This is a genomic window from Pandoraea sp. NE5, assembly GCF_024363545.1.
Taxonomy (GTDB): Bacteria; Pseudomonadota; Gammaproteobacteria; order Burkholderiales; family Burkholderiaceae; genus Pandoraea; species Pandoraea cepalis.
This window is the reverse complement of record NZ_AP025517.1, coordinates 2,053,272-2,079,644: the sequence shown is the minus strand read 5'-3', so window position 1 is coordinate 2,079,644 and position 26,373 is coordinate 2,053,272. Positions and strand designations below refer to the sequence as shown.

The following is a 26,373-nucleotide window of genomic DNA, read 5'->3' as shown; positions in this document are numbered from 1 at the left end:
CGGGGCGAGAACTGCCGGAGTCCTTCCCGATCAAGGACTTAAGCACCGAAGGCACGGTTATTGCGTAAGCGGCTGCCGGTCGTAAGAACTTCAGCCTGCACAACAACGTGCAGGCAAACATACTGGAGACAAAATGTCGTTTCTCATCGTGCTCGCCGCATTGGCGTTTCTGATGTTTGTTGCGTATCGCGGCTATAGCGTGATTCTTTTTGCCCCGATCGCGGCGCTGGGTGCTGTGCTGCTGATCCAGCCCGACGCCGTTGCGCCCGTCTTTTCCGGCATCTTCATGGAAAAGCTGGTCGGCTTCGTCAAGCTCTACCTGCCGGTATTCCTGCTCGGGGCCGTATTCGGCAAGGTCATCGAACTGTCCGGCTTCTCCGAGTCCATTGTTGCCGCTGCGATCAAGTACATTGGCCGCACACGGGCAAACGCCGTGATCGTCGCGGTGTGTGCGCTGCTCACCTATGGCGGCGTCTCCTTGTTCGTGGTGGTATTTGCCGTCTATCCGTTTGCAGCGGAACTCTACCGACAGAGCAATATCCCCAAGCGCCTGATGCCCGGTGCCATTGCGCTGGGGGCATTCAGCTTCACGATGGATTCGCTGCCGGGCACGCCGCAGATCCAGAACATCATCCCGACCACGTTCTTCAAGACCACGGCCTGGGCAGCGCCTGTGCTGGGGGTTGCCGGGGCGGTCTTCATCGTTGTGGTTGGCCTGAGCTACCTCGAGTGGCGTCGCCGCATTGCCGCGGCCAACGGCGAAGGCTACGGCGATTCGCTGCACAACGAGCCCGAGCGCGTGAACACCGAGAACCTGCCCAATCCCATTCTGGCCATTACGCCGCTGGTCCTGGTGGGCGTCGTCAATTACGCGCTCACCAAGGCGATTCCGCATTGGTATGGCGATCGCTTTGACGTGACCCCGGACATTCTTCCCGGCATTCATGCCCCGCTGACGATATCGATCAATGGCGTGGTGGCGATCTGGGCTGTCGAAGGCGCGCTGCTCACCGGCATTCTGCTCGTGCTGCTGACGGCCTTCGGCAAGGTGCGCCACCGCTTCGCGAACGGCACCAAAGCCGCCGTGTCCGGCGCCTTGCTCGCCACGCTCAATACGGCTTCCGAGTATGGATTCGGGGGCGTCATTGCCGCCCTGCCCGGCTTCCTCGTGGTCGCCAATGCGCTCAAGGGAATTCCCAACCCGCTCGTGAACGCAGCGGTGTCCGTCTCGACGCTCGCGGGGATTACGGGCTCGGCCTCCGGTGGCATGAGCATTGCGCTCGCGGCCATGTCCGACACGTTCATCAAGGCGGCGCAAACGATGCACATCCCGCTCGAAGTGCTGCATCGCGTGGTGGCGATGGCCAGCGGCGGCATGGACACGCTGCCGCACAACGGCGCCGTCATCACCCTGCTCGCCGTCACCGGACTGACGCACCGCGAATCGTACCGCGACATCTTCGCGGTGACGTGTATCAAGACGATGGCGGTGTTCTTCGTGATCGCGCTCTATTACACGACTGGATGGGTGTGAACGATGGATTCCATGACGACGCTGAACGGAAAAACCGCGCTTGTCACTGGCTCGACCAGCGGCATTGGCCTGGGTATCGCACGGGTACTGGCACACGCCGGTGCCAACCTCATTCTCAACGGCTTCGGCGACGTGGATGCCGCCGTCTCGACGATCGCATCGGAGGGTGCCGAGGTCATGCACCATCCGGCCGACATGCGTAGCGCCGAAGCCATCGACGCCATGTTCGCTGCGGCGCAGGATCGCTTCGGTACCGTGGACATTCTCGTCAACAATGCCGGCATTCAGCACGTGGCGCCCATCGAGACGTTCGACCTCGACAAATGGGACGACATCATCGCCATCAACCTGAGTTCGGCGTTCCACACGACCCGCCACGCGTTACCTGGCATGCGCGCTCGCAACTGGGGACGCATCATCAACATTGCGTCGGTGCATGGCCTCGTTGGCTCCGTGGGCAAGTCGGCCTATGTGGCCGCAAAGCACGGATTGGTGGGGCTGACGAAAGTCACGGCGTTGGAAACCGCGAGGACCGGCGTGACATGCAATGCCATCTGCCCGGGATTCGTGTTGACGCCGCTGGTGCAGAAACAGATCGACGACCTGGCGCTGCGCGACGGCCTTTCTCCCGACGACGCGCGAGCTCGCCTGCTGGGGGAAAAGCAGCCGTCCGGCCAATTCGTGTCGCCCGAGGCGCTTGGCAACCTTGCCTTGATGCTTTGTTCGCCGCTGGCGTCTGAGGTGCGTGGCGCCACATGGGCCGCGGATGGTGGCTGGACCGCGCAATAGGCTTGGCCGGTGGTACGGGCCCTCGCAGACCGAGAGGCGCGATGGGCCCACGTGCTGTGACGTGAGTACAAGGCACGGCGACTTCGTATTCCTAACCCGCAGTTTTCATTGATTTGTCATCGACATCATGAACAGCAACGAAAGCCATTTTTCCCACGTCAAGCCGGGCGACACCGCATTTGTGAGCGGCGGTCTGCGCGACTTCTTCATGTATCGCGACCTTGGCATTGCCGACGCCACCGGCGGCAAAGTCATCGCGCATCTGGTTCGCGCCAATCAGGCACCCGAGGCGGGTACGGGGTGGCATATCCACGGTGCCGATTTCCATATCGTCTACATGCTCAAAGGCTGGGCCAAGTTCATGTATGAAGACAAGGAAACGCTCGTGGAAGCGGGCGATTGTGTGCATCAACGACCCGGCATCCGCCACTTCCTTTTCGACTATTCGCCGGATATGGAATACCTGGAAGTGGTGGGCCCTGCGGAATTCACCAGCGTGGGCGTCGAGGGGCCGTGCGCCGTGCCCGCACCGGCGAAATGGTGACGTTCGCGACGACGCGGCTACACGCGGCTATGCGGCGATGGCAACCGCGAGGTGCGCTGACTCGGTAATCCTGAATGACGAGACCGCGGTTTTGAGCTTGGCCGCCTGGTCTTCGAGCGAGTGGGTCGCCGCGGCCGCCTGCTCGACCAGCGCGGCGTTCTGCTGCGTCACCTGGTCCATCTGCGTGACGGCCTGGCTGACCTGTTCGATGCCACGGCTTTGCTCTTCCGACGCCCCGGCGATTTCGCCGACGATTTCCGTCACCCGCTTGATTGCGCTCTTGATCTCGTCCATCGCGGCGCTGACTTCGACGGCCTGTTGCGAGCCATCCTGAATCGTGGCGACCGACGAGGAAATCAAGTCCTTGATTTCCTTTGCCGCCGACGCCGATCGCTGGGCCAGGCTACGCACCTCACTGGCCACCACCGCGAAGCCACGTCCCTGCTCGCCGGCCCGCGCCGCTTCCACGGCGGCATTCAGCGCGAGGATATTCGTTTGGAACGCAATCCCCTCGATCACGCTCGTGATTTCGGAAATCTTGTTCGAGCTGCCGTTGATTCGCTCGATGGTGGCCACCATGGTTTGCACCGCGTTGCTGCCGGTACCGGCGATGTCCGTGGCGTTCGTAGCCAGTACGTTCGCCTGGCGTGCATTGTCGGCGTTCTGCTTCACCGTCTCGGTCAGTTGCGTCATGCTGGCGGCGGTCTGCTCCAACGACGCGGCCTGCTCTTCCGTGCGCGCGGAAAGGTCGAGATTTCCGGCCGCGATTTCGCGCGTCGCGGTGGCGACCGATTCGGTCGATACATTCACGGCGGACACAGTCGCTTCGACACGACGCATCAACTTGTCGAACGCCACGGCGGCGCGGCCGAACTCGTCCATGCGCGGGCTGGATGAGCGCTTTGACAGGTCAAGGGAGACCGCGATGTCCTCGAATTTTTTGCCCATGCGGTTCAACCCACCGCATACCACGCGGTTCAGATGCACACCGCAATAGATCGCGACGGCACCGCCCATCGACGCCACGGCGATCAGGCTGGTCAGCGACAGGCGGTATGACGACGCCGCGTTCGCGTCGAGGCCCCAGAGCGAGGTGAGCGCCACCAGTCCGACGACCAACATCAGGGTTGCCCAGGCGCCGAAGGCAAGCATCAACTTGAATCGGATCGTGAAGACAAATCGCTGCACTTCTCTTCCTTCGTGAGTGGCGACGCGGCAGCGCCATGAAACGTACCGCCAAGGGAGGCCGTACGGCACAGGCTGATGTTTTTCGACTTGATGTCGCGCGCGCTTGTTTTACCGGAATGCAGGGGGTTCGGCCTTCAGATCAGTCCATACAGGCCTGATATTTCGAAACGCGATCAAGGCATTGCCCCTTGCACTTGCTGTTTACGGCCGGGGTGCAAGATCTTGCATACGCGTTTACCCGAAAACCCTGTCAAAGGTCGGGGGCGTGCGTGGATACAACAGAGACGTTGACCGAAACCATTCGCGTCGTTCCTGCACTGGAGTTCACCTCGGTCCCTAGAGCGCACACGACGTCGATCTACCGATCTCCCGAAGCGGGTCGCTTCATGGTCGGATCGACGGGCGCAGCGGGCCCACTTGCCCAGCCCCGACCACGCGATTTACTTTGGTGGGTTCGCGGAGGCGATGGTCGCGGCGAATCGCGTAATGCGCCCCTGCGTCATTCTTCACTCGGCAAAACGGGGCGAGAAACCCCGATTAGTGAGATAGCTCAGGTCGAGGCCCATCCGATGCGGTGGGCCGCTTCCATTCCCGATGCCCCACCGGTCGCCGGTGTCACGGCTTGCTGGGCGGCACGCTAGCGATCCAGTTTCACACGATCGTCGACCGGGGTCGAGATTGCCCCAGGTTGCAATCAGCGTCGGCAGGGGCGCCTCGTTGTACCACTTTGTTGATCAACCTCAACGATTGCCTCGACCGGACGCCCACAATTCGCCTATGGGGAATCGCGCTCTCGGCGATCGCATCGCGCTTCGTGCCGAACCGCGTACCTCAAAGGGAGCGCCAACGTGGCGAACTCTCCCCTCGGAGCAAGGTCCACAGCCGAAGCGGTGATCTCATGAATTCGTACCGGGTGGGTAACGCGCCGCGATTTAGCGATCGCGCCGAGGCCGGAAGCGTGCTTGCACGACAACTGGCCCCATATGCGGGACGCAGCGACGTGATCGTACTGGCACTGCCGCGCGGTGGCGTGCCGGTTGGCTATGAGGTCGCGCACGCGCTGGGGGTCGAACTCGACGTGCTGGTCGTGCGCAAGCTGGGCGTGCCGCACTATCCCGAGTTGGCAATGGGCGCGATCGCGTCTGGCGGAGTACTTTACCTCGACGAGCGAACGATCCGGACCGCCGGCATCACCCAGCCGGAGATCGTCGCCGTACTGAGCGATGAACGCCGCGAACTGGCGCGACGGGAAGCGTTATACCGCGGGCATCGACCGCCATTGAAAATCGAGGGGCGCACCGTCATCGTTGTCGATGATGGCATCGCCACCGGCGCCTCGATGCGCGTCGCCATCGAGGCGTTGCGTACTGGCAAACCGGCGCGGATCGTTGTTGCCGTGCCGGTCGCCCCCGAGGGCACAGCGGAACGACTGGATGGTCTCGCCGATGAATTCGTTTGCCCCCACAGCGAGCGCGAGTTCGGTGGCGTTGGCCGGTTCTATCGGGACTTTGGGCAGACGAGCGACGCCGAAGTACGCGCGCTCCTCGCCCGCGCACATCAGGATGTTCAATGATGCATCCCGCCACAACACCCTTTCTCGCCGTGCGCGAGCTCGCGCAACGGCTCAATGACAACGATGGCGATTACGATGCGTTGCTGGAGATGGCGCACGATCGCGAATTCGTGCTGCTTGGCGAAGCCACGCACGGCACGCAAGACTTCTACCGGATGCGAGCACAGATCACCCGCCGCTTGATCGTGGAGGGGGGATTCGACGCTGTCGCCATCGAAGGCGATTGGCCGGATACCTGGCGCGTGAACTGTTTCGTGCAAGGCGAAGGCGATGCCGATGCGGAGGCCGCACTTGCGGATTTCAAGCGCTTCCCTACCTGGATGTGGCGCAATCGTGAGGTGCGCGACTTCATCCTGTGGCTGCGTGAGCACAACGCCTCGCTGTCGCCCGAAGCACGGGTCGGCGTTTATGGACTCGACCTCTACAGCATGTACCAGTCGGCGGATGCGGTGATCCGCTATCTTGAGCGGGTCGATCCCGAGCAGGCTGCCAGGGCGCGCGATCGGTACGCGGCGCTCGATCACGTGCGCGAGCCTCAGGCGTATGGGTACGCTACTGCGGTCGGCGGCCGGCCGGATGCACGCGAAGGCGTGGTCGCCCAGTTACTGCAACTGCGGGCCGACGCGCGCCTCCATCTCTTGCAGGATGGCCTCGCAGCGCTCGATGCGCAGTTCTTTGCGCAACAGAATGCTGAAGTTGTCGTCGACGCGGAGAATTACTATCGGTCGATGTTCGGGCGGCGCCTGAATACCTGGAATCTGCGTGATGCGCACATGCACCGCACGCTATCCGCCCTCTCCCGTTATCGTCTACAGCGTGGTGGACGGGGGCGAATTGTCGTCTGGGCACACAATTCGCACCTGGGCGATGCACGCGCGACGGACTCCCATTGGCGCGGCGAGTGGAATCTTGGTCAACTGGTACGTGAAGCGGCCGGTGCGAAAGCGCTGCTGGTCGGCTTCAGCACCTACACGGGACACGTGTCGGCCGCGTCTCAATGGGACGGCGACGTCGAGCACAAGTGGGTGCGTCCGGCATTGCACGACAGCTATGAATACCTGTTTCACAGCACCGGGCTAGACCGGTTTTTCCTACCACTCAACGAGGTTGCGGCGGAGCCGCTTTGCGAAGCCATGCTTGAACGGGCGATCGGCGTGATCTATCTGCCTCAGAGCGAACGTGAAAGTCACTATTTCTGGACATCACTCGCCCACCAGTTCGATGCAGTGTTTCATCTGGACGAGACAAGCGCCCTGGAGCCGCTGGACGCGCCGCCGCACTGGCACCGGCGTGAGACGCCGGAGCAGGCGGCCTGAGTGCGATGAGGCGATACAGTGGTACCCGATGCCCGACGTTCAGTTGACTGGCTCGCTACGCTCCCGATAACCGCCACGTTCAACGTATCGGCTTCGCCACGTCGCGCTGAGGCCGCCAGTGCAGAACGCACCACTGTTTTCCGGATTCCGAAAGAGGCGCTCCGACGGATCTTCGCGGAACATCGGGGCAACGCTCAGATCGACTTGGCGATCAGACCGATCGAGACAATCATGCACACCACGGAAAACGCCTGCTTGAGATGGGAGGGATGCCATCGAGTCAGCAGTCTGCCGCCGACCAGCATGCCGGCCACCGCACCTGCCGAGAACGGCAATCCGATCGTGAGATCGAAATGGCCGCCGTAGATGCTGGTTCCGACACTCACCAGCGAGATCAGCGCGATCACAGCCAGCGAGGTCGCGATGACCGAGTGCATCGCCAGATCGGTAAAGCGTTGTAACGCCGGCACCATGACGAATCCGCCGCCCACACCGAGCAGACCGGAGAGCACCCCCGCCACGCCGCCCATCACCGCGAGCCGGCTGGCGCAGCGCGGCGTCCAGACGAAGCGGCCGCTTTTGTCGCGCAAACAAGGGCAATCGGGCTGCACCGGCGCCAGCGACTTGCCGCGGCGGGCTTCCCATAACCCCTTGAGCGCCACCCAAATCATGATTGCCGCGAACAATAGCGTCAGATAGCGGGTATTCATGTGATGCGCCAACCATGAACCCAACGGCGTGAGCACAATGCCAATGGTGGCGATGAGCATTGCCGCGCGATAACGGACGATACCGGCGCGCACGCCCATCCATGCGCCCATGGCAGACGCGATGCCCACGGCCAGCAGGCCGATCGGACCGGCCTCCGGCACGCTCAGATGCCGGCCGAACACCAGCAGCGGAATCGCGAGGATACCGCCGCCGGCGCCGGTCAGGCCCATGACGCAGCCGACGATGGCGCCCAGCAACAGACTGACAGTCATGGCAAAGGATCTCGATGGGTTGTCATGGAACGAGCGCGCATCAGCCGACCATTTCCGGCTGTGCCATCCACTCATGGCCTTTGAGCATGCCTTCCCAATAGAGCGGCGGCAGAATGCGCTCCTTGAGCAGCCACGCCAGACGCGAGGGGCGCGTGCCGTCGATCAGCCAGGAAGGAAAGCTGGGCGCGAGCTTTCCACCGTACTTGAACTCGGCCAGCACGATCTTGCCGCGCTCCACCGTCAGCGGGCACGATCCGTAACCGTCGTAGCGTGCCTGCCCGCGTTTGAGGCCAAGGTTGAAGAGCACGTTGTGCGCCACCACCGGCGCCTGTTTTCGCGCGGCCGCAGCAGTTTTCGCGTTGGGCGAATTACTGGCGTCTCCCAGTCCGAAGATATTGCTGAAGTGCTTGTGCTGCAGCGTCTCCTGATCGACGTCGATCCACCCGGCGGGATCGGCCAGCGGACTGCGGCTGACGAAGTCGGGCGCCGTTTGTGGCGGCACCACGTGGATCATGTCGAACGGAACTTCGATTTTTCCGGCGTCGCCCTGGGCGGATGCCACGCTGAAGGTCGCAATCTTGCGTACGCCGTCGACGGCCGTCAGGTTGTGGCCGAAATTGAGATCGATGGCATAGGACTTCACATACTCCATGAGGGCCGGTACGTATTCCGGCACGCCGAACAGCGCATTACCGGCCGAGAAGAACTTCACGTGAGACTGGTCGAGCACACCGGCGCGTCGCCACGCGTCGCACGAGAGGTACATCGCTTTCTGAGGCGCGCCGGCGCATTTGATCGGCATCGGCGGTTGGGTGAACAGCGCATTGCCGCCTTTGAAGCGCTCGACCAACTCCCACGTGTAGGGCGCGAGATCGTAGCGGTAATTCGACGTCACGCCGTTGCGCCCCAGCGTATCCGTGAGCCCTTCGATACCCTCCCAGTTCAGTTTCAACCCCGGGCACACAATCAACTGCTCGTACTTCACGACCCGGCAGCCGTCGAGCAAGACCGCGTTGCGCTCCGGTTCGAAGCCTGCGACAGCCGACTTGATCCAGCGCACGCCGCGCGGAATCAGCGAGCCCATGACCCTGGCGGTCTGTGCGGGCTTGAATACCCCGCGGCCCACCAGCGTCCATCCAGGCTGGTAGTAATGCACGTCGGCGGGATCGATGATGGCGATGTCGAGGCCCGGCTGGCGGGCCAGCAGACTCGACGCCACGGATATGCCGGCCGCACCGCCGCCCACGATGACGACCCGGTGGGTCGAATCAGCGACAGTGAACGGCGTGGCAGCGGTCTGTGAGATCCGGCGCACCACCGCGCTCAGGTCGTAGCCGCACGCTTCGGCGCGCTTGAGGATTTCGCCGGTGGACAGGCGATCGGCGCGCGAGAGTCCCCACAGCGTCGTGCTTCGCATGCCACTGCGGCAATACGCAAGGATCGGCTTGGGCAACACGTCGAGCAGTTGATCGAACTGCGCGGCCTGTTCGTCGGAAACCCTGCCGGGTGTCACCGGCAAGTAGCGGATTTCCAGCCCTGCCGCCTGAGCCTGCTGCTCCACTTCGCGAAAGCTGGGTTGGTCGGCGGCTTCGCCGTCCGGCCGGTTGCAGATGATGGACTTGAAGCCGGCGGCAGCAATGTCCGGAACGTCGGCAGGCGAGACCTGCGCGCAGACGGACAATTGCGCCGTCAGTTGCTTGGTATTCATGGCGTGTCTCCTCGGTGACTATAGGTGCTTCGGCGTCGGCATTTCGGGGGCAAAGCCGCGCAGGTGCCGTCCGAGCGATGGGGTCAGCGACCCCGTGTCTTGCAACTGCTGATGCCGAACAGCGAGTAGAGCGGACAGAACCGGACCAGCCCGGTGATCGCGGCAATCAGCCCCAGCCACCCCCACCAGCCGATGGTCCCGGTGGCCGCAAGCATCATCAGCACCGCGCCGGCGACGATTCGCAGCCCACGGTCCACACCGCCCACATTGATATTCATGATGGCGCCTCGCGTTTTCAGACAGCGTTAAGGGGAATCTTCAGGTAGCGCACGCCATTGCCTTCCGCTGGCGGCAACTGCCCCGCGCGCATGTTGACCTGGACTGACGGAAGCAGCAGCGTCGGCATGTCCAGCGTCGCGTCGCGTGTCGTGCGCATGGCCACGAACTCTTCCTCGCTGATTCCGTCACGCACGTGAACGTTGTGCTTGCGTTCGTCGGCGACAGTGGTGACGAATTCCAGCTTGCGGGCGTTGGGTTGATAGTCGTGGCAGAGGTAGAGCCGCGTATGTGCCGGCAGGCTGAGGACCTCGTTGATGGAGTGGAACAGCGTGCGTGCATTGCCGCCGGGAAAATCGCAACGCGCCGTGCCGTAGTCGGGCATGAAGAGCGTGTCGCCCACGAAGGCGGCGATCTGGTCGCCTTCCTCGACCACGTATGTGATGCACGCGGGGGTATGCCCCGGCGTATGCATGACGCGGGCTTTCAGATCGCCGATCTGGAAGTGCTCGCCGTGCGCGAACAGGTGATCGAACTGACTTCCGTCATGCGCGAATTCGCTGCCCGCATTGAACAGTTTGCCGAACACATCCTGCACCTGGCGGATATGCTCGCCAATGCCGATACGACCGCCCAGCTTCTGCTTGAGATAGGGCGCAGCCGACAAATGGTCGGCGTGAGCGTGGGTCTCCAGAATCCACTGCACCGTCGCGCCCAGCGCCTGAACCCGCTCGATAAGGTGGTCGGCGCTGTGTGTCGAGGTCCGGCCGGACTTCGGGTCGTAATCAAGCACAGTGTCGAGCAATGCGCATTGGTTTGTGGCGCGATCCAGCACGATATAGCTGATGGTGCTGGTCGCCGGGTCGAAGTGACCCTCGATGTACAAGTTCTCCATGATCTCCGCCTCATGAATCAATCGAATGTCTGATAACTATCAAAATTCGTGCCAACTCACGAAATTCCATTAACCCAATGATTTAAATAATAAAAATTTAGTTCTCGGATGAGACCGAGCGATTTCTGTCGCTCGTGACAGTGCCATTTGGCAGTGGCATACTGCCAAATGGCAGTACTGGCAGTCGTTGCCGGTCGACTATCGCGAGCATCCGCCATGCACCCCGTTCCCGAAGTTCTTCAGGCCTTTCAGGTCCAGGCCCTGATTTCCTATCTCGATCACGAATCCGCGCCCATGATCGTGATGAACACCGATTACGAGATCCTGGCGGCCAATACGGCCTACAAGCGCCAGTTCGCGACGGCAGGAAAGCCTTACGTCGGCCACAAGTGCTATGCGATGTCGCACCATTACGCGGTGCCCTGCGATCAGGCCGGCGAGCATTGCCCTATGCAAAGCGCGCTGATCAGCAAGGGGCCGGATCGCGTTCTCCACATCCACCACACGCCGCGGGGTCCGGAGCATGTCGACGTTGAACTCCGGCCGATCGTGGACAGCCATCATCAAGTCGTGGGATTCGTCGAACGGTTGCAGACCGTAAGACACGCGTCGGTGCAAGCCAGTCGTCAGGGGCTGGTCGGCAAGTCGCCCGCGTTCAATCGCGCCCTTGGCGAACTGCAGCGGGTGGCTACTGCCGAACTGCCGGTGTTGCTGCTGGGGGAGTCTGGCAGTGGCAAGGAGTTGTTCGCGCGCGCGTTGCACGAGGCGAGCCAGCGCTCGCGTGGCCCGTTTGTGGTGGTCGACTGCTCGGGGCTGACCGAAACCCTATTCGAGAGCGAACTGTTCGGCTACGAGAAGGGGGCATTCACCGGCGCGCATACTCGCAAGGCTGGACTCGTCGAGACGGCAAAAGGCGGCACGATTTTCCTCGACGAGATCGGCGACGTGCCGCTGGGGATGCAGGTCAAGCTGTTGCGGCTGATCGAGTCGGGCACCTACCGCCGGGTCGGTTCCGTCGACACGCAACAGGCGGATTTCCGTTTGGTCGCCGCCACCCACAAGCCGCTGCAAACGATGGTGGCCGAAGGCGCGTTTCGACAGGATCTCTATTACCGGATCAGCGCTTTCCCCATTCACCTGCCCGCGTTACGGGAGCGGCGAGACGATATTCCCCTGCTCGTGGAGTCGCTGCTGCAGCGAGGCAGCAACGCGCCGGATCAACGACTGCATACTTCGCCGGAGGCCATGGCGCAACTCGTTCGATACGACTGGCCAGGCAACATCCGGGAATTGCGAAACGTGCTTGAGCGCGCGCGTCTGTTTGCCGACGACGGCGTGATCAGGCCCGAGCACCTCGCACTTGACGTGGCAACAACCCGCCAGACGGAGATGCGCACGACTGGCGGCGAGGTCGATCTCGCCACGGTGGTTCGCGATTTTCAGGGCACACGCAAGGCGTTGGCGGCCCATCTGGGGTTGAGCGAGCGCACCCTGTATCGGCGCCTGAAAGCCGAAGGATTGGCGTGACACCGGCATTGCCCGCCGGTTACGCCGCGCGGGTTCGAATCGAACGCGACGTCCGGCTTCGCGGAGAAGCGGGAAACCGGCGGCGGGAGCGGGAAGCGGGAAGCGGCTAGGGAGTGACGCACTCGTGTTTTCAACCCGTCGTACGTCGCGAGCGTTTTTGTCGGTAGCCGATACGTTTCGAGTGTCGACACATCGGCGAAGTTATTCGGAAGTTACTGAAACTCAAGGCTCGATACTGCTGCGATGATGAGCTTGGCCGATAGCTCGGCTGAACCCGCGCACATCACAGGAGGCCTTGATGAGTACTTCAGAGAATGACGACGGAAAGGGCTGTGCAGATGCAGGAGATGACGGACGCGACATCCCGAAGTCGCTAGCACGTGAAGGACACGTCGTCTGGTTCTACGAACACAGGAAATACCTCGGCTTCGAGTGGGACGAACTGGCAAGGGAAATCAAAAAGTCCGCGGTTGCCGATCCGGAGCACGCCATCTATTTCGACACCTTGGCACATGCCGTGGTCGCGTCGGACAAATTGATTAGCCCGAGTCTTATCCTCTACTCGCCGGGCAAGGGGCTGCAGCCGAAAGTGAGGGGGTAGCTGTAGCGGAGGCCCGTCTGCGGCGGCGGGTCTCGCTTCTTCATGTCCAATTTCCCGACTACATGATGGGCGCCATATCCGCGCGCAACTCAAATTCGGGGCGACGTCGCACCGAATCGGCAGCAGCCCAGTTTGCCTCAACCTCGGCGACAATTGGAAACGTGCGGTTGTTGGCAACCGATGACTTGCGGGTCTGCAGGCGATCAATCTTCGCGCTGTGCTCAAGGCCCTGCCGCACCGGCCGATAATGGATTTACAGGGTATTGGAAGACCACGATGAGTCACGAAGAAAAGGATTTAGCTCCGAGCTCGCTTCAAGCCGCATTCCTGCGCCACGAGGACAGCCTGGTATCGTCCGGACAGCAGCCCGGCGAGGACAACCCCGCGGTTTATCGCACGTTGCTCGAGTCAACCCGAGCGATCCCCTGGAAGATCGACTGGGCGACAATGCAGTTCACCTATATCGGCCCGCAGATTGAGAAACTGCTTGGCTACGCGCCGTCGACGTGGAGAACGGTCGAGGACTGGGCCTCTCGGATGCATCCGGAGGACCGTGAAGCGGTTGTTGAATTTTGCGTCGCACAGTCGCAAGCGGGCGCCGATCATGAGGCGGACTATCGCGCGCTGACTGCGGACGGCGGGTATGTGTGGATTCGCGACGTTGTCCACGTCGTGCGCAAAGCGAACGGTGACGTTGACGCGCTAATCGGCTTCATGTTCGACATCAGTGAACGTAAGCGCACCGAGGCCCGGCTCGCGGAACTCCAGCGCGAATTGGAGCGGCTCTCGTTGTCAGACAGTTTGACCGGGGTCGGCAACCGTCGCATGTTCGACACGATCATTGCCCGCGAATGGGCGAGCGCGGCGGCATCGGGCAACCCGCTTTCGCTCGTGATGGTCGACATCGATTTCTTCAAATCGTACAACGATTATTACGGTCATCTTCAAGGCGACGAATGTCTGAAACGCCTCGCGCGCGTGCTCGAAGAGGCAGTTGGGCCGAATGCGTTTCTGGGCAGGTTTGGCGGGGAAGAATTCATACTCGTGCTCGCCGACACGAATGCCGATGACGCCGTGCGTGTCGCGGAGCGTTGCCGCGCGCTGATCGCGGAGGAAGCCATCGCTCACCTGCGCTCCCCGCACGGTCAGCGAGTGACGGCAAGCTTCGGGGTAGCCACCGTCGTGCCGACCGGAGACATCGATATCACCGCGTTTATCAATCTGGCTGATGCGCAGCTCTATCAGGCAAAAGACCAGGGACGCAACCGAATTGCGGCGGTAGACCGAGCACGCATCGGCGGCGAAGGATACAAGCGGCAGTCGCGCTGATCCGCTGGTTCGGGTGCGGCGATTGTTTTGGCGTGGCGTTATGTGTTCCGCCGGGCTGATCCTCGCGACTGGGCGTCGTCGGGCGTCCCTGCGGCGCCCCGCACCCGGGGGCGAATTGACCAAGCGCGGAAAAAGCAGAATGGAACGAGGACCGCTTGACTCGCTCATGCCCATCAAGCTTTCCCACCTTGCGGCACAACCGGTTAGCTCGTGGCTGGAATCCGAGGTGCCGGTTGGTCTCACCAGCGCCGCCTACGCCTTCCGCATGCTCGAGGCGTTTGCCAGGTGGTGTGAGGGCGAGGACAGGTACGCAGGCATCCTTCCGTCCGACACCTTGAACACATCCACCGCGCGCTTGAGCAGCGCGGCCTGTTCGCTCATCGACTGGGTGGCCGCCGTCGCCTGCTCGACGAGCGCCGCGTTTTGCTGCGTGACCTGGTCCATCTGGACCACCGCCGAATTTACCTGCTCGATGCCCTTGTGCTGTTCGTCCGAGGCGGCTGCGATCTCGCCCATCAGATCCGCCACGCGGCGCACGGCGGACACCACTTCGTTGATCGTCCGGCCGGCTTCGTCCACGTGTTCGGCGCCGGCGCTCACGTGATCCACCGACTCGTTGATGAGGTCCTTGATCTCCTTCGCGGCCGTGGCCGCGCGCTGCGCCAGGTTGCGCACTTCGTTCGCGACCACCGCGAAGCCGCGCCCCTGTTCGCCGGCCCGGGCGGCCTCCACGGCCGCGTTGAGTGCGAGAATATTGGTCTGAAATGCGATGGATTCGATCGTGGCGGTAATGTTGGCGACTTTCGTCGAGCTGTTCGAAATATCGCGCATCGTGTGAACCACGCGCCCCACTACCTCGCCGCCGCGCGCAGCGATTTCGGATGCGTGGGCCGCGAGCGTGTTGCCCTGTCTCGCGCTTTCGGTGTTGTGACGAACCGTCGACGTCAGCTGTATCATGTTCGCCGCGCTTTCTTCAAGTGACGCGGCTTGTTCTTCCGTTCGCGAACTAAGATCCGCGTTGCCGGCAGCGATCTGCGCCGACCCCGTGGAAATGGTTTCCGCTCCCGTGCGAATCCGGGCAACCATGCTGGCCAGGCTGCTGTTCATCGCTTTCAGCGCCTGCATTAGCTGGCCGGTTTCGTCCGTGGTGGCCACTTCGATATGACTCGTGAGATCCCCGTCGGCCACACGATTCGCCAAGGCCAGCGCATTACGGAGCGGCCCCGTGATGCGGCGTACCACAATACTGGACAAAACGATCGCGATGAGCAGCATCATGCCAAGCAGTCCGACCTGGACCAGCATCGCGCGATGCACGCGGTTCGAGCGCAGGTCGAGTTGTGCCTTAAGGCTGTCGAGCGCGCGGGCTTCGAGCGCAAAGAGCGGGTCCAACGCGCCCGTGAAGGTTTTGATGTAGTCGATTGCCGCGTAGTGGATCGCGTCGGCACTGACGATCTCTCGGGTCGCCAGATCAAGGGCCGCGCGAATCGACGTATTGGCGCGATCGAGCTCGTCCGCGAGCGCGGCACTGAGTCCGGGCTCCGCGTGAAAGGCCTTGTCAAAGGCCTTTCTCAGATCGTCGGCCTGATCCGATGCAGCGTTGGCCAGCGAGGCGAGCATGGCCCGTTCCGTCGGGCTCGCGTCTCCTCTGGCCAGTATTCCGGCGCCCCGGGACCGCGTGAGGCTCAGCGTTGCGGTGGCCTTCGGCAAGCTCACGAGTGCCGCCCGCACGAGATAGTGCGTCCCCACCTCGGGATCGAGCGCGAGGCCGCTGTCGTCGAGCAGGAGATCAAGAAGGGAGAGGTATTGTTCAATGATCTCCGTGTGGCGCATAGTGGATTCCTTGTCGCTGAGCTTGCGCGCGTCGACTGCCGCTGCAATCTCACGCCAGTTCGCGACCGCACTTTCCCAGGCACGCATCATGTCGGGACGGCGCGTTCGTGTCTTCAGATCCTGGTCGATGCGGGCGATGGCCTGGTCCATCGCTGCCCGCGTCGCTTCGCGACTCGCGGCGACGGCGTTGTTGCCGCCCAGCAGCGTGGCGGCTTGCGCCCGGTGCTGCAGCGTCAGCTGAATCAATGACAGGAGCGCGCGTGCGGACTCGAGGCCGGCCTGTTCGATGCTGTCAGCGCTCACGGCGTTCAACGATGACTTGACCTGGAGGTACGTTGGGACGCCTATGGTGGGCAGAATCAGGATTCCCAACAGGAGAAGCTTTCGGGCGATAGGCAGGCGATCAATAAACGATATCAACAATTTCATGATTTCCGAGAGCAGACGTTTCGAAAGCGGTCAGCGCGCGCCAGCGCGCCGAAACGGGTAGGGCGGATGCCAGGCGCGGGCAGTGCATCATCCTTGCCGGCATACGCGTCGCCGGTCACGCTCATCACGCCGGACCGGAAATTTTCAAGCACGACGTCCGCGCTCGCACGAGGCGCCGGAAAATCGCCTTGCCGTCATCGCTTTTGGTTCAGCGAGCGCTTGCCAGCGTTCTGCGAGAGAAAGGAGGTGCCCATGCCGCGCCGGTTCAGCGCGGTGTCGGCGTCGAGCAACGCGAGCTGATAGCCCGCGAACGGGCCGGGCAGCACGTTGGTCAGATCGAGCACGCGCACGCTGCTCATGACTATCCCGACTAGATTTCGACTGTATTCGCGTTGTGCGAATTTCACCGCTTCGACGCCTCCGTTTCGCCGGTTCCGGCACGTTGCGGAGGCGTCGTTTTTCAAGCGGGTGAAGTCAGGCGCGATGCGACTGAGGGCGCGCTTTAGAACACGTGACGAATGCCAGTCACGACCACCGTCTGGTTTCCGTTGCTCGACGGCGCCAGCAGGTACGTAACGGCTTTCGCGTCGGTCGCACGCTGATAGGTGGTAAAGACGTAGACGTTGGTACGCTTCGACAACAGATAGTTGATGCTGATCTGCCCCATGTTCCAGTGCGGAGCCGCGTCGATACCGCCGCCGTATTGCCCCTTCGTGTAAACATAGCCCGCGCCGAGCACGAGGAACGGCGTGATGTCGTAGGTGACGTTGATGTCAAAGTTGTCGAGATGCAGCGACGTGTGGTCGCGATAGTCGTACCGCACGTCCGTGACGACGCCGCCCAGGCGCAGCTTGCCGAACGTGTATTGCGCGCCGCCGCCGAATACGCGCTGACGGCTCACGCCCGCGTTCCTGTTGATCGGGCTGGTATGGAACAGCAGGAACGGCGGCCCGACGTAATCGTCGGTAACCGCGCCGTTCGGATTAAGCGTCGCGCCCGGGTAATTCGTATTCAGGCCGACCAGCGCCAGCTTGAGCGGCCCGTTGTCGTAGGCCACGCCCGCGCTCACCGAGCGATTCACGGACCACTGGCCGGGCGCGTTGCTCATCGCGTACATGACCGACCCACGCAAGCCGTTTACCGTCGGCGACTGGTACTTGATCGCGTTGTTGTAGCGATACGATCCGAACAGATTGTCGTTGTCGCCGATATGGGTGGCGAGGCCCAGCGCGGCAACCGGCGCTTCGAAACGGTCGAGATAGTCGAACGGGATGTCGTACTGGCGACCGAGCGTCACCGTACCCCACGACTTATCGCTCAGGCCGACGTAGGCCTGGCGTCCGAACATGCGTCCACCTTGCTGGAATTGGCCGTTGGTGATGTCGAAGCCGTTTTCGAGCGTGAAGATCGCGTTGAGACCGCCGCCCAGATCTTCGACGCCGCGCAGGCCCCAGCGGTTATTCTGCATCGTGCCTGCAATCATCTGGACGGACGAGCTTCCGCCCACGTTACTGACCCATCCCACGCCCGTGGAGATAATGCCGTACAGCGTGACCGAACTCTGTGCGTGCGCAGCCTGGGCGCCAAAGAGCAAGGTGGCGAGGGACGCCATAGCTGCGCTCCGGCGCAGCACGGCGTTGGGTGACTTCGAATTCATATGCGTCTCCAATGCGTAGTTATAAGAGTGGACTGCAATACGAAAAGCGGATTGCCCGAAAGCAGTCGCGCTACGTGCCTGATTTAAACGGCCCGTTCCGGAAAGTGCTGCATCAGGCTGTTACTTTTTAGACGAACAGCGCGTCCCGCTCATCCGGATGGAGCCGGATGACTGAACGGGTTTTGTGGTGGGCGCCGCTTTTTTCGGGCGCCCGGACTTCACTGGATCATCAGCACGTGAGCCCGAATACTCTTCGTGCGTTTTCCTCGAAGATGAGCTTCTTGTCGCTCTGGCTGATTTAGTTATTCATGCGGCATACAGAAATGCGCAGCATCCAATACACGTGCCAGCACATCGTCCAGCACCTGTGCCAAGCATTCGGCGGCAACCACGTGGTCAGGACGAACAACAACCGCACCGACCGGCCTAGCGTCAAACCAGGCTTGCAAGCTGGGCTCTCCACCCAAGTCACCGATCACCGTAACTCCCGCAGGGGCGTGGCGACGCGCCCACGGCAGTTGTGTTTTAGGCACCACCTGAACAAGTCGTACGCGCAGATGCGCTAGCGCAGCGCAACGCTCGGCCGAAATAAAAGCCATCGGATTGTTGTTCCACATCACTACGCGCCAACCCTGACCGGTGGCGTCGTCGAGCAGCATTTCGACGCCTTCAGCGTTGGTCACTCGTGGCTGCGGGAAGATGGCACCAGCCATGCTGGGCACATCGCGCGCCGGCACCGTCTTGAAGCTCGGCAGCGGTGTGTGTACCACCACACCTTTGTCGAACTTGGGTTGAGGCTTGAAGGCCTGCCGCTTCTGTGCTTCACGTTCCTCGGGGGTGCGGTTGGCAGCGATCCGGTCTCGTTCCGCGGCTTTCGCGGGGTCGTGATCCGTCATTTCCTTGGCCATGCCAAGTGAGACGGCGACCATCTGCTTGACGTGCCCCATTCGCTCCATCTCGTAGGTTTCGAGCAGAGCATCGCCGCATGCGCCATTGATCACCGCACCAAGCTTCCAGGCCAGATTGAAAGCGTCGCGGATGCCGGAGTTCCATCCCTGTCCACCCACCACCGGCATCACGTGCGCGGCATCGCCCGCGAGGAAGATGGAGCCAACCTTGAACTGTCCGGCCACGCGCGCGTGGTGCCGATAGACGCGACGACGAATGATCTCCAACTTGGTTGGGTCAGGCACATGCGGTGCCAGCAGCGCGTGGATGTAGTCATCGTTTTCCACCAGCGAAGGATCTTCGCTTTCGAACAGCGTGAATTCCCAACGACGGATCCCATGCGGCAGTGCGATGCTGGCATAGCTGCGTTTCGGGTCGCCGCCGAACACGGCGTGCGGCGTTCCAATGGGGTCGTTGGCAACGTCAATGACGATGCCATCGGAGGGTCGAGTTTCGCCGTCGAACGAAATACCCAGTTGCTTGCGAGTGCGCGAGGCACCGCCTTCTGCTGCGACTACGTAGCGTGCGCGCAGCTTCTCGCCACGCTCAGTTGTGGCCACCACACCCTCGCCATCGTCGAGCAAATCGACGACCTCGGTACTGAACCGCACCGCTGTGTTCGGAAAACGCTTGAGCCCGTCAAGCAGCACCCTATCCACCAGCGGCTGAACAAATCCGTTGCGGCGGGGCCACCCAAACTCGCGAGTTGTCGGGTTGACTTCAGAAAGGATCTGTCGATCACCGTTGACCATATAGATCTTCTGATCGGGGATGGTGTGAGGCAACACCTCATCCACAAGGCCAGCAGTCTGCATCGCCCGCAGGGCTTCGTCGTCGATTCCCACTGCGCGTGGGTAATCGATCAGGGTCTCGCTCTTCTCGACGAGAAGAACATTAACTCCCTGCTGTCCAAGCAGGTTGGCTAGCAAAAGGCCAACAGGCCCCGCACCGATGATGAGAACGTCCGCGGTTTTGCTCATGAGCGATTCCTTGTAGATAGCGCGGTCTTGAGTTCGTTGATGTTGTCGCCGAGCGCGCGATTCAACAGAACGAGGTCAATACCGAATGCGACATAGTCAACCAGTCCATCGGCCAACAACGCCGCGGTGTATGCAGATTTGCCTGAATAGATGCCGAGGGTCACGCCATGGGCCCGGGTGAGTTTGCGCAAGTGGACGATCGCGTCGCGAACAGGCCCGTCGTCCCAGTCACCACGCCCCGGCAGGCCATAGGAAACGGCAAGATCGGCAGGACCGATGTAGATCGAGTCCAGCCCCGGAGTGGAGATGATTTCCTCCGCGCGTTCGACGCCGATCCGGGTCTCGATCTGCGCAATGGTCGAGACGGCGAGGTTGCCTGCTTCGGCATACGAATCACCGATGTAGAGCCCTGGCCTCGACGGTCCCATGCTGCGATTACCAACGGGTAGATATTTGGTCGCAGCCACCAAGGCCTGTGCCTGCTCGCGCGACTCGATCGTGGGGGCAACGATGCCGCGCGCGCCGCTGTCAAGCAGGCGCAGGATCTGGCCGGGGTCAGTCGAGCCGACACGTGCCCAAGCGTAAGCGTTGTGGCGAGGAATCGAGCGCAGGATGCCACACGCGGCGTCGACACCGAGTTCGCCATGCTGAAGATCGAGGATGACGCCGTGGTAGCCGGCAACCTCAACCCATTCCGGAATGGAGAACGAAGGCAACGTCTGATGCACCAATATCTTGGGCCCGCTCACGAGATCTGCTGCTTTCATGACTTGCTCTCACTTTCTGTGAGCCGCGCCGCATGCGCAGCAGCAGCGTTGCCTCCGAAGACTGGCACGATCTCGCGGCGGGCGAATCGCCACTGACCATCGACCTTGCGATACCGCTCACGGAACTCACCCACAGAAGCGGGCTGTGTCTGCGGCTCATTGGTGTCGCGGAACGTCAGATACTGCACGGTGCCGGCCACTTCATCGCCGTCCCAGACCAACCGGACTCCACCAATGAAATGGCGGCTGACGATGTCGGCTTGCTTCACCCGTTTGGCACCCCAAGTCTTGCTCTGCTCGCGATTCATCGTGCCCAAGGGCCCGACTGAGACACCGTCTTCGGTATAGAGCTCCCACGTGGTATCGGCCTGGTTGTGATCCAGGCGGTAAAGCATCTCGGAAATGAGCTGCTCAATCTCGACGCGGGTGACTGCATCAACGGGGAAATAGTTACTCATGGTGTAGCTCTCTCTCGAAACTCATGCCTTGGAATCGACACTCGCGACCACACGGCCGAGACCTGTAATGGTGGCAACACACTCGACATCCACCGGCCAAGGCTCGATGTAGCCGATCGAACCCGAGAGCAGCACCTCGCCAGCTCGCAACGGCTGCCCTGTGCGGATGGCTGTGTCGGCCAGCCAGAGCACGGCGTTGATCGGGTCGCCAAGTACATTGCTTCCGACGCCGCGAGTAATCTCCTTGCCGCCCCCGGTAATCACCATTTCGACCGCTTTGAGATCTACCGAGCCATAGGGATGCTTTTCCTCGCCGACCACGATGCCACTGCATCCGGCGTTGTCGGCGATGGTGTCCACAATCTGCCCCACGCTGCCGTCGTAGCGGAAATCAACGACCTCGAAGGCGGGTGTCACGTAGTCAATGGCCGCCGCCACTCGCTCGAGCGTGGCATCGAAAATATCGCTCTTGAGCACAAATGCGACTTCGGCTTCGATTAGCAATCGGTTGTAGCGCGACTTGGGCAACACCACACCCGACTGAAAAACCATGTCGTCGTGGATAACTCCGTAATCAGGTTCACTAATGCCGACGCGCTTTTGCACGTTCGGATTGGTCAGTCCCACTTTTCGACCTACCCTGCGCACGCCTAGATTCCGTTCGCGCAGTGCGGCGAACTCAGCCGAGATTGCATAGGCCGCATCAAGGTCGCGCTCAGGCAGTCGCGGGCTGACGTAAGGAACGGTATAGACACCAACGCGGGCGTCGTAGAGCTCACGAGCGATGCCAGGGATAGTTTCAGAGAGGATCGTCATAGGGGTCATGTTCTGGCTAGCTCTGGCGGTGCTGTTTGTCGAGGAAGGAGATAGCCGCCGCATTGAACACCTCCGCACCTTCCCACTGGGGCCAGTGCGCAGCGCCCTCAACAAGCAGAAACTCGCCTTGAGGAATAAGCGCAGCCAAGCGCCGGCCTTCTGAAGCGTCGCCCGTAGGTTCATGGTCTGTCCAGACAAAGAGCGCTGGCACGGGGATGGCCGCGAAATCCTGATCTGTGACACGGTTGCGCCAACGCTGGTCCGGCTGACGCAACACCGAGATATGAGCCATGTTTGCCCCGCTCGGATCTCGGCTGTATATAGCTTGGCGAACGCGCACTAACTCGTCCGTTATCTTCTGTGGGTCGTGGATCACGACCTGAAGGCGCTTTTTGACGTTCTCGAACGTCGGCTCGGTGACCGCTTGCTTGCTCACTGATTGAGCCTTGTCTACCTTCTGCTCGCCAACCACGCGGCCGCCGGGCGCACTCAGAATCACGCTCAGCAAACGATTAGAGTGGTGAGCAGCAAACTTGACCGCGATCCATCCCCCGAGTGACTCCCCGGCAAGATGGACACGCTCGAGATTGAGCACATTCAGCAGCCCTAGCAAGTGCGACCCGTACTCGGGGATTTCCAAGTCGTGATCGGTCAGGGTTGTGTACCCATGACCTGGATAGTCGTAACCGATGACACGGTAGCCGGCCTGAACCAGCGCACGCACGTTCTGCGTCCAGGCCTCGATGTGGCCACTGGTGCCATTGGCAAGCACTACGACCCTGTCACCTTCGCCGAGGTCGAGCACACGCGTGCGCCACGGCCCGACGTCAACGTAATGCAGACGATGCGGAAGATCCGACACTGCTTCCCAGAAGGTCACAAGACGGTTCATGCTGCACACCCCGCCTGAACGGCAAAACCGGCGCCCCAGCGCTTGACGGCCCAATACCGGTCGACAGGCAGCTTGTATTTACCAGCAGTTGAGAGCGCGGCATAAGCCGCTATCCAACTGCGCATCTCATGTGCAGCTGAGCCACCATCAATGACGAACTGGTCGTTGTTCCACGTATCAACCGGTGACAAATCACCCGATCGGAAGGTGTCAAGCAGCAAGGTATCCCAAGCCTCGTTCAGCGGGGCACTCGAACCCTTGCCATCCGCGATCCTCTGGATCGCATCCACGATGGCCTGTTCACGTGCGCGGCGCTCGTCGCGCGTGGGGGCATACGAAACCAAACGTGCTTTCAGTTCGGGAGGAGCCCCCTCCCAACGCGGAATTGGCGGGGAATGCGAAATGCCACCCGAGGCGATGAAGAGCACTCGCTTTCCAAGCTGTAGCGCAGCTTTGCCAAACGCCTCACCCATCTCGCGCACACGCCTCATCGGTGTCAATGGAAAGGCAATTGCGTTGACGAACACCGGGACGATGGGCCGCGTATGACGCTTGCCAAGCAAGAAGTCCACGGGCTGCATGACGCCATGATCAACCATCATTTGCTCCGATCGCGCGATGTCTATGCCCTGATCCAGCACTGCGGCATGCAGCTGCCGCGCGGTCTCGCCATCAACATTGATGAAGCCCTCGGTCGTGCCGTAGTCGCCGACCCCCTCAGCCTGCGCACCGATCACCCACGGGGCGATGCACGAATACAGCTGGCCATTGAAGTGATCGGGCCCGAAAACGACGACGACCTCGGGGGCAAAACGCTCAATGAAGGCGCGAACCTCCTGGATGCCGGCCATGATTTCAGCAAGCGTGGTACCGCCTGGATCGACGTTACCGAAAGACGGCGCATGGGATAGCGCTGCGACAGCGAGTGACATGTGTATTCCTTTTCGAGGCGACCTGTAGGGCAGCCCTCTTGTTAGTAGGCTTGCTGACTGCGGTCCGCCTGCTTGCCACCAGATCTCGCAGCCAAGGCTGCGCGCTCACGTGATGCCGAGCACTTAAGTCCAACGTGCAGTACCAAAAGGCCGACGGCGGCGATCAACATCGGAAGTGAAAACAGTGTGAAGGCCGTACCCATGTCCATGCCACCATCGAAGCACATACCGCCAAGGATGGGCGCCGCGATGCCGCCAAAGCGACCCATGCCGATGACCACCCCGTAGCCCGTTGAGCGGGCCAACGTTGGATACAGGAGCGGAACGATCCCGTAAAAACCCGCCGTTCCGGCACAGACGAAGAACGACGCGATGAACACCGTCCACATCGCACCGGGCATCGCCGGGCCGGCGATGCCGAAGTACGACATGGCCGCCGCGGCCATCACCAGGAAAATGGGCGTCAGGATGCGCAAGTTGATGCGGTTGCCGATGAAGCCGAAGACGAGGCTCCCGGCGATGCCACCCAAGCTGAATGCAACAACGAGCTGGGGAGCCAGCAACGGCTTGTGGTTCATACTGGCCACCGTGGTGGGCGCCCAGGTGGTCAGGAAGTAGAAGCTCACCATGTAGGCAACGTAGGACAAGATCATCAGCACCGTCTGCCAGAGCAACGGGGCGCTGGCAATGGTGCGCAATGCCCCAGTCACCTTGACATCGGGATTCGAAGACTCCGGCAACGCGGTCAACGTGGGCTGCCCCATCTTCGCGAGGATCCTGTTCAGTTGCAGCAGCGAGTCGCGACGACGCCCCTCGGCCAACCAGGCGAGCGACTCCGGCAGCAAAAAGTAGGTCCCGATCGCGGCAATCACGCTGAGGACAAACCCGACCCACCAGCCGAATTGCCACCCGTGGGTGGCCAGCATCGGCCCGACAAGCATGGCACCGAGCAATCCGCCGATATTGATCGCGGCCGCGTAGATCGCCATCACCAATGGATAGACGCGCTTGGCGGTGTATTCAGACAGGATCACGCCGACCACGGCGACAAGGGCACCAATGCCGACGCCGGTGATGATGCGGCTGATGACCAACAGCATGGTTCCACGTTCGGCTGAAGCGAACGGACCAATCAACATCCCGATCCCGATCACGCACGTCGCGAGCACCCCCGTCAGGCGGCGCCCCATTCGGTCGGCAATGGGTGCGACGACGATCGAGCCGACCAACATCCCGATGAGGGCGCCCGACAGCACCATCCCCAACTGCGTCTTCGAAACGCCAAAGCCCCGCTCAATGAACGGCGCGGCGAATGCCGCCAGTGTCAAGTCGTAACCATCGAGCACGACGAGCACGATCGACACGAAGACGACGCGCAGCTGTAAGCCGGTCATGGGCGAATCTGCGATGTGATCGGAAATTTTCATAAAACGCTGTCTCTTTTGTATAATTGATTTTGTAATTTTATCTCAGCAATTGAGAAAAAAGTCAATTTCGGCATTGGGGCATTCCCGGAGCCGCAGTTAACACCACACACTCGAAGGAGTCAGCGCATGACCAAGATTGGAGATAGCCCGCGAGGCACGGAAAAGCAAAAGGTCGGCATTGTTGTCGCCGGAGGTTCCGGCATTGGCGCAGCCTGCGTGCGTGAGCTTGCGGCCTGCGGCTGGCGTGTCGTGGCCTTGTCTCCGTCCGGCCGCGGTCGCATGCTCGCCGAGTCACTAGGCGGTGCCGGCGTTGATGGCTCCAACACCAACATCGCGGACCTGCGCGCGACGGTTGATCTCGCAATCGAAAAGTTCGGTCGCATTGACGCGGTGATCAACAACAGTGGCCACGCCGCACGCGGGACGCTGCTCGACATCAGCGATGACGACTGGCTGCACGGTGTGGATTTGTACTTGTTGAGCGTAGTTCGCATGGCTCGCATCGCTACCCCGCACCTTCTTGCGTCGGGCGGTGGCGCGATCGTCAACATCTCTACAGCCGGGGCTTTCGAACCCAACCGGATGTTCTCTATCTCGACAACGCTGCGCGCCGCGCTGGGTTCGTTCACCAAGCTCTATGCCGATGAGTACGGGCCGCAAGGCATCCGCATGAACAACGTGCTCCCCGGATTTACAAAGGACGATCCCGCTGCAGTGCCGCCCGAATGGACCAGCAAGATCCCCTTGCGCCGCGCGCAAAGTACCGCCGAATTGGCCCGGGTCGTACGCTTTCTCGCGAGTGACGAGTCCGCGTACATCACCGGGCAGAACGTGCGCGCCGACGGCGGGGAAACCCGCTCGGTCTGACGCAACACCGATCATTGGGTCGTCCAGACTGCTACGCTACGGGTCACGCCCGCTTCAACACTTGCGCAGGTTGCGCTGCGCAATGTTGCTCAAGTGTTTGTGGC

The 26,373-nt window shown here is 61.6% G+C and carries 22 protein-coding genes and 2 pseudogenes; 9 read left to right on the top strand and 15 right to left on the bottom strand.

Annotated elements, in window-relative coordinates:
• The first annotated feature begins 133 nt into the window (after positions 1 to 133).
• From PanNE5_RS09505 to PanNE5_RS09495, 3 genes are all read left to right on the top strand, one after another.
• Positions 134 to 1,534 carry a GntP family permease gene (locus PanNE5_RS09505; RefSeq protein WP_261939669.1) on the top strand — a complete coding sequence of 467 codons (1,401 nt, stop codon included), beginning with the start codon at positions 134 to 136 and terminating at the stop codon, positions 1,532 to 1,534.
• A 12-nt stretch (positions 1,535 to 1,546) separates the two neighbouring features.
• On the top strand, positions 1,547 to 2,323 hold the full coding sequence (locus PanNE5_RS09500) for a 3-hydroxybutyrate dehydrogenase (RefSeq protein ID WP_261939668.1): 777 nt from the start codon (positions 1,547 to 1,549) through the stop codon (positions 2,321 to 2,323).
• Positions 2,324 to 2,450: 127 nt separating this feature from the next.
• Positions 2,451 to 2,867: a cupin domain-containing protein gene (locus PanNE5_RS09495; RefSeq protein WP_017234619.1), complete on the top strand. Its 417-nt coding sequence runs from the start codon at positions 2,451 to 2,453 to the stop codon at positions 2,865 to 2,867.
• A gap of 27 nt (positions 2,868 to 2,894) precedes the next feature.
• On the opposite strand, the gene PanNE5_RS09490 is transcribed toward PanNE5_RS09495, so the two are convergent.
• On the bottom strand, positions 2,895 to 4,055 hold the full coding sequence (locus PanNE5_RS09490; RefSeq protein WP_286798284.1) for a methyl-accepting chemotaxis protein: 1,161 nt from the start codon (positions 4,053 to 4,055) through the stop codon (positions 2,895 to 2,897).
• Between the two features lie 898 nt (positions 4,056 to 4,953).
• Here PanNE5_RS09490 and PanNE5_RS09485 point away from each other — a divergent pair.
• Complete coding sequence (locus PanNE5_RS09485; RefSeq protein WP_017234617.1) at positions 4,954 to 5,628, top strand: phosphoribosyltransferase; 675 nt, start codon at positions 4,954 to 4,956, stop codon at positions 5,626 to 5,628.
• The gene (locus PanNE5_RS09480) at positions 5,628 to 6,944 is read left to right on the top strand and encodes an erythromycin esterase family protein (RefSeq protein WP_261939827.1); all 1,317 of its coding nucleotides are present in this window, start codon (positions 5,628 to 5,630) and stop codon (positions 6,942 to 6,944) included. The genes PanNE5_RS09485 and PanNE5_RS09480 overlap by 1 nt, the downstream gene beginning before the upstream one ends.
• Before the next feature lie 194 nt (positions 6,945 to 7,138).
• Here PanNE5_RS09480 and PanNE5_RS09475 read toward each other — a convergent pair whose 3' ends face one another.
• From PanNE5_RS09475 to PanNE5_RS09460, 4 genes are all read right to left on the bottom strand, one after another.
• Entirely contained in the window at positions 7,139 to 7,927 is a 789-nt protein-coding gene (locus PanNE5_RS09475; RefSeq protein ID WP_017234615.1) for a sulfite exporter TauE/SafE family protein, read from the bottom strand.
• A 40-nt stretch (positions 7,928 to 7,967) separates the two neighbouring features.
• Positions 7,968 to 9,635 carry a bifunctional protein tyrosine phosphatase family protein/NAD(P)/FAD-dependent oxidoreductase gene (locus tag PanNE5_RS09470; RefSeq protein WP_017234614.1) on the bottom strand — a complete coding sequence of 556 codons (1,668 nt, stop codon included), beginning with the start codon at positions 9,633 to 9,635 and terminating at the stop codon, positions 7,968 to 7,970.
• A gap of 83 nt (positions 9,636 to 9,718) precedes the next feature.
• Positions 9,719 to 9,913, bottom strand: coding sequence for a DUF2892 domain-containing protein (locus PanNE5_RS09465; protein ID WP_017234613.1), 195 nt, complete (start codon positions 9,911 to 9,913; stop codon positions 9,719 to 9,721).
• Positions 9,914 to 9,930: 17 nt separating this feature from the next.
• Positions 9,931 to 10,806, bottom strand: coding sequence for an MBL fold metallo-hydrolase (locus PanNE5_RS09460; protein ID WP_026132073.1), 876 nt, complete (start codon positions 10,804 to 10,806; stop codon positions 9,931 to 9,933).
• Positions 10,807 to 11,022: 216 nt separating this feature from the next.
• Between PanNE5_RS09460 and PanNE5_RS09455 the strand changes: the two are divergent.
• The 3 genes and pseudogenes from PanNE5_RS09455 to PanNE5_RS09445 all read left to right on the top strand — a co-directional run.
• Positions 11,023 to 12,157: pseudogene (locus PanNE5_RS09455) on the top strand (sigma-54 interaction domain-containing protein); the annotation flags it as partial.
• A 474-nt stretch (positions 12,158 to 12,631) separates the two neighbouring features.
• A complete protein-coding gene (locus PanNE5_RS09450) occupies positions 12,632 to 12,934 on the top strand; it encodes a hypothetical protein (RefSeq protein WP_261939666.1) in 303 nt (100 codons plus the stop codon).
• Between the two features lie 276 nt (positions 12,935 to 13,210).
• Positions 13,211 to 14,263, top strand: coding sequence for a sensor domain-containing diguanylate cyclase (locus PanNE5_RS09445; protein ID WP_261939665.1), 1,053 nt, complete (start codon positions 13,211 to 13,213; stop codon positions 14,261 to 14,263).
• Positions 14,264 to 14,515: 252 nt separating this feature from the next.
• On the opposite strand, the gene PanNE5_RS09440 is transcribed toward PanNE5_RS09445, so the two are convergent.
• The 10 genes and pseudogenes from PanNE5_RS09440 to PanNE5_RS09395 all read right to left on the bottom strand — a co-directional run bounded on the left by PanNE5_RS09440 (position 14,516) and on the right by PanNE5_RS09395 (position 25,402).
• Entirely contained in the window at positions 14,516 to 16,525 is a 2,010-nt protein-coding gene (locus tag PanNE5_RS09440; RefSeq protein WP_261939664.1) for a methyl-accepting chemotaxis protein, read from the bottom strand.
• Between the two features lie 101 nt (positions 16,526 to 16,626).
• A pseudogene (locus PanNE5_RS23050) lies at positions 16,627 to 16,884 on the bottom strand (CoA transferase); the annotation flags it as partial.
• Between the two features lie 143 nt (positions 16,885 to 17,027).
• Positions 17,028 to 18,182 carry a porin gene (locus PanNE5_RS09430; protein ID WP_017234606.1) on the bottom strand — a complete coding sequence of 385 codons (1,155 nt, stop codon included), beginning with the start codon at positions 18,180 to 18,182 and terminating at the stop codon, positions 17,028 to 17,030.
• Positions 18,183 to 18,484: 302 nt separating this feature from the next.
• Positions 18,485 to 20,110 (bottom strand): bifunctional 3-(3-hydroxy-phenyl)propionate/3-hydroxycinnamic acid hydroxylase, encoded by a 1,626-nt coding sequence (locus PanNE5_RS09425; protein ID WP_017234605.1) that lies wholly within the window; start codon positions 20,108 to 20,110, stop codon positions 18,485 to 18,487.
• Positions 20,107 to 20,877 (bottom strand): HpcH/HpaI aldolase family protein, encoded by a 771-nt coding sequence (locus PanNE5_RS09420; RefSeq protein WP_017234604.1) that lies wholly within the window; start codon positions 20,875 to 20,877, stop codon positions 20,107 to 20,109. Before PanNE5_RS09420 ends, PanNE5_RS09425 begins: the two co-directional genes overlap by 4 nt.
• A complete protein-coding gene (locus PanNE5_RS09415; RefSeq protein ID WP_261939663.1) occupies positions 20,874 to 21,335 on the bottom strand; it encodes a nuclear transport factor 2 family protein in 462 nt (153 codons plus the stop codon). Before PanNE5_RS09415 ends, PanNE5_RS09420 begins: the two co-directional genes overlap by 4 nt.
• A gap of 21 nt (positions 21,336 to 21,356) precedes the next feature.
• On the bottom strand, positions 21,357 to 22,151 hold the full coding sequence (locus PanNE5_RS09410; RefSeq protein ID WP_261939662.1) for a 2-keto-4-pentenoate hydratase: 795 nt from the start codon (positions 22,149 to 22,151) through the stop codon (positions 21,357 to 21,359).
• 16 nt (positions 22,152 to 22,167) lie between these two features.
• Entirely contained in the window at positions 22,168 to 23,043 is an 876-nt protein-coding gene (locus tag PanNE5_RS09405; protein ID WP_261939661.1) for an alpha/beta fold hydrolase, read from the bottom strand.
• Positions 23,040 to 23,975: a 3-carboxyethylcatechol 2,3-dioxygenase gene (locus tag PanNE5_RS09400; protein ID WP_261939660.1), complete on the bottom strand. Its 936-nt coding sequence runs from the start codon at positions 23,973 to 23,975 to the stop codon at positions 23,040 to 23,042. The genes PanNE5_RS09405 and PanNE5_RS09400 overlap by 4 nt, the downstream gene beginning before the upstream one ends.
• Positions 23,976 to 24,016: 41 nt before the next feature.
• Positions 24,017 to 25,402 carry an MFS transporter gene (locus PanNE5_RS09395; protein WP_150552216.1) on the bottom strand — a complete coding sequence of 462 codons (1,386 nt, stop codon included), beginning with the start codon at positions 25,400 to 25,402 and terminating at the stop codon, positions 24,017 to 24,019.
• Positions 25,403 to 25,528: 126 nt separating this feature from the next.
• Between PanNE5_RS09395 and PanNE5_RS09390 the strand changes: the two genes are divergently transcribed.
• The gene (locus tag PanNE5_RS09390; RefSeq protein ID WP_017234598.1) at positions 25,529 to 26,269 is read left to right on the top strand and encodes an SDR family oxidoreductase; all 741 of its coding nucleotides are present in this window, start codon (positions 25,529 to 25,531) and stop codon (positions 26,267 to 26,269) included.
• Positions 26,270 to 26,373 lie beyond the last annotated feature (104 nt).